At 71.8% G+C, this 3,309-nt stretch carries 1 protein-coding gene and 2 pseudogenes; 1 reads left to right on the top strand and 2 read right to left on the bottom strand.

Annotated elements, in window-relative coordinates:
- Window positions 1-630 (bottom strand): annotated as a pseudogene (locus C6N75_RS24615) (UDP-glucose/GDP-mannose dehydrogenase family protein); the annotation flags it as partial.
- 967 nt (window positions 631-1,597) lie between these two features.
- On the opposite strand from C6N75_RS24615, the gene C6N75_RS24610 reads away from it, so the two are divergent.
- Window positions 1,598-3,202 (top strand): NAD-dependent malic enzyme, encoded by a 1,605-nt coding sequence (locus C6N75_RS24610; protein WP_105871089.1) that lies wholly within the window; start codon window positions 1,598-1,600, stop codon window positions 3,200-3,202.
- Here the strand turns inward: C6N75_RS24610 and C6N75_RS31805 are convergent.
- Window positions 3,133-3,279: pseudogene (locus C6N75_RS31805) on the bottom strand (malic enzyme-like NAD(P)-binding protein); the annotation flags it as partial. The gene C6N75_RS24610 and the pseudogene C6N75_RS31805 overlap by 70 nt on opposite strands.
- Between the last annotated feature and the right edge of the window lie 30 nt (window positions 3,280-3,309).

Genomic DNA, 3,309 nt, shown 5'->3' with positions numbered 1-3,309 from the left:
CGTGCCCTGGTCGATGACGGGTGCGAAGACGGCGCGCAGCCGCGCCTCGGCCCACTCGGAGGAGACTCCGAAGACCAGACGGTCCGGGCGCATCGTGTCCTCCACGGCGTACCCCTCGCGCAGGAACTCCGGATTCCAGGCGAGCTCCACCTCGCTTCCGGCAGGCGCCAGGCGCTGTAGGAGCCCGGTGAGCCGGGCGGCCGTGCCCACCGGCACGGTGGACTTGCCGACCACCAGGGCCCGGCGCGTGAGGTGGGGGGCCAGCTCGGTCACGGCGCTGTCCACATAGCGCAGGTCCGCGGCGTCCGATCCCTGCTGCTGCGGCGTACCGACACAGACGAAGTGGACGTCACCGAACTCGGCAGCCTCCGCGAGGCGGTGGGTGAAACGCAGTCGACCCGACTCCAGGGCCTTGTTCAGCAGCTCGGGCAGGCCCGGTTCGAAGAAGGGCACCTCCCCGGCGTTGAGGCTCTCCACCTTCCGCACATCCGTGTCGACCCCCAGGACGTCGAAGCCCAGGACCGCCATGCAGATGGCGTGGGTCGCTCCGAGGTACCCGGTACCGATCACGGTGAGACGGGGCGCCTCAGCGTCGGTGGCCGACTGCGCGCTCAGGGCGCTTTCAGGCATGGGGATGCCCAGCATGTTGATTGACTCCGGTGTTGTTGCGGACGAAGTAGTGGATCGACCACCCTCGGGTGATCACGCGGCAGCCCGTCAGTGTGCACAGGGCCGATCAGGTGACGGACCGAGGGGAGGCGGGTGCAGCGCGTGCCTGCCTCGCGGGAGGCACGTCGTGGGTCTGCCGGCTCAGGCACGGAAGCGGCAGCCGGTGGTGTCGGTCTTCGGCTCGGGCTCCGCCATGAGGGCGGCGGCCCGGCCGGTGAGGAGCGGGCGCCGTCCTCGACAGCTGTGCCGGCACTCCCCGAGTCCGGGGCGCCCGTCGCCGTCGTCCCCGGTGCGGAGGCGAAGTGCTGGGGCTCCCGGCCGAGCGTCTCCAGGAGAGAAGCAGAGGGGACGACGCCTGACGCGGCTGTCAGGCTTTCCCGCCACCTCTGTGCGTCCCTGCGCGTCTGGTCCTGGTCGCGGGGAGCGGCCCAGGGGCCAGGAGGGCCGTCGGCAGCAGGGTGGCGCCGCGCGGAGCGGTCGTGAACATGCGTGTGTCTTTCACGTGATCTGTGGGCGGTGCGACGTGGGGGCGGCTTGCCGTCGGTGCGGCCTGCCGGTGCGTCTATCGTCAGATCAACGCGATTAAGGGGATGTGTGGTGGTGCTTAACGGACCTCGTTCTGTCGCGCGAAGCGCCCGGGCAGCCCACTGACCGCCGACCGCGGCGGAAACCACGAGGGAGCGGTACCGCCACAGCCTGGCGGCACCGCTCTCCCCCCTTGCTTCTCGAGGGCACGCCTCGGTAGGAACGGCGTACACGGGGAGCGGTGTCCGCCGGCGGGGCTGCCATGACCCGTTACCCGGACAGGCGCCTCCGGGCGCGCTCCTCCGCCGTCTCGCCGATAATCAGGAGCAGGAACCGGCACCGCGAGCAGGCCCGTGCCGCCGAGGCGCCGGACGCGAATACGGACGAAGAGGCGGGCCGCAGGATGACCGAACCCGGTACCTCCCGTGCCGCCACCCTGCGGATCGCCGGCCGGGGGCACGCCGTGCTCGCCGATCCCCGCCTCAACCGGGGCACCGCCTTCACCCACGAGGAGCGGCGCGCCCTGGACCTGGTCGGCCTCGTCCCGCCGGGCGTGCTCACCCAGGACGACCAGGCCGAGCGCTCGTACGCCCAGTACCTGGAACAGCCCGACGCGCTCGCCAGGAGCACCTACTTGACCGCGCTGCACGATCGCAACGAGGTGCTGTTCTACCGCCTGGTCCGCGACCATCTCGAGGAGATGCTGCCCGTCGTCTACACGCCCACCATCGCCACCGCGATCATGCGTTACAGCACCGAGTTCCGCCGGCCCCGCGGCGTGTACCTGTCGGTCGACCACCCGGAGGACATCGAATGCTCCCTGCGGGCCAGTGGGCTCGCCGCCGAGGACGTCGACCTGATCGTCTGCACCGACGGCGAGGGCATCCTCGGGATCGGCGACTGGGGCGTGGGCGGCATCGACATCGCGGTCGGCAAGCTCGCCGTCTACACAGCGGCGGCGGGTGTCGACCCCCGCCGCACCCTGCCGGTGGTGCTCGACGTCGGCACCGACCGGCGGGAACTACTCGACGACCCGCTGTACCTCGGCAACCGGCACCCCCGGGCCGACCGCGACGCCTACGACGCCTTCATCGACGCCTACGTCACGACGGCCGGCCGACTGTTCCCCCGGGCGATCCTGCACTGGGAGGACTTCGGCGCCGCGAACGCCCGCCGCGTGCTCGACCGCTACCGCGACCGCGCCTGCACCTTCAACGACGACATCCAGGGCACCGGCGCGGTCAACCTGGCGGCCGTCCTCTCCGGGTCACGGGCCGCCGGAATCCCGCTCGCCGAGAACCGCTTCGTGGTGTTCGGCGCGGGCACCGCCGGAATCGGCATCGCCGACCAGCTGCGCGACGCCCTGGTCTCCACGGGCCTGAGCGCGGAGCAGGCCACCGCCCGCCTGTGGTGCGTGGACCGCTACGGCCTGCTCACCGAAGACCAGCGCGACACGCTCCGAGGCTTCCAGGCCCCCTACGCCCGCTGCGCCTCCGAGGTGGCCGGCTGGGACCGCGACGACAGTCTTCCGGGCATCCCTCTCGCCGAGGTCGTCCGCCGCGTCCGTCCGACCGTCCTCATCGGCACCTCCGGTCAGGGCGGTGCCTTCGACGAGCCGATCGTGCGCGAGATGGCCCGGCACGCCGAGCGGCCGGTGATCCTGCCCATGTCCAACCCGACCGAGCTCGCCGAGGCCGTCCCGGCCGACTTGCTGTCCTGGACCGAGGGCCGCGCCCTGATCGCCACCGGCAGCCCGTTCGACCCCGTGCAGTTCGACGGGAGCACCTACCGGATCGGCCAGGCGAACAACGCCCTCATCTTTCCCGGTCTGGGCCTGGGAGCCATCGCCGCCCGTGCCTCACGCATCACCGACCGGATGCTGCGCGCGGCGGCCGACGCGGTCGCCGCGCGCAGCATCCGGTCGGTGATGCGTGAGGCACGGGCGGCGATGGCTCCCAGGCCCAGACCGGGAAAGATGAGGGCGTTGTTCGCCTGGCCGATCCGGTAGGTGCTCCCGTCGAACTGCACGGGGTCGAACGGGCTGCCGGTGGCGATCAGGGCGCGGCCCTCGGTCCAGGACAGCAAGTCTGCCGGGACGGCCTCCGCGAGCTTGTG

This window comes from Streptomyces solincola, assembly GCF_002982015.1.
Lineage (GTDB): Bacteria > Actinomycetota > Actinomycetes > Streptomycetales > Streptomycetaceae > Streptomyces > Streptomyces solincola.
Note: the sequence above shows the minus strand (reverse complement) of the source record. Positions and strands in the feature narration are given on the sequence as shown.

Bases quoted from the DNA above. Each gene is read 5' to 3' on its own strand.
- C6N75_RS24610 (WP_105871089.1), top strand. From the start codon at position 1,598: ATGACCGAACCCGGTACCTCCCGTGCCGCCACCCTGCGGATCGCCGGC.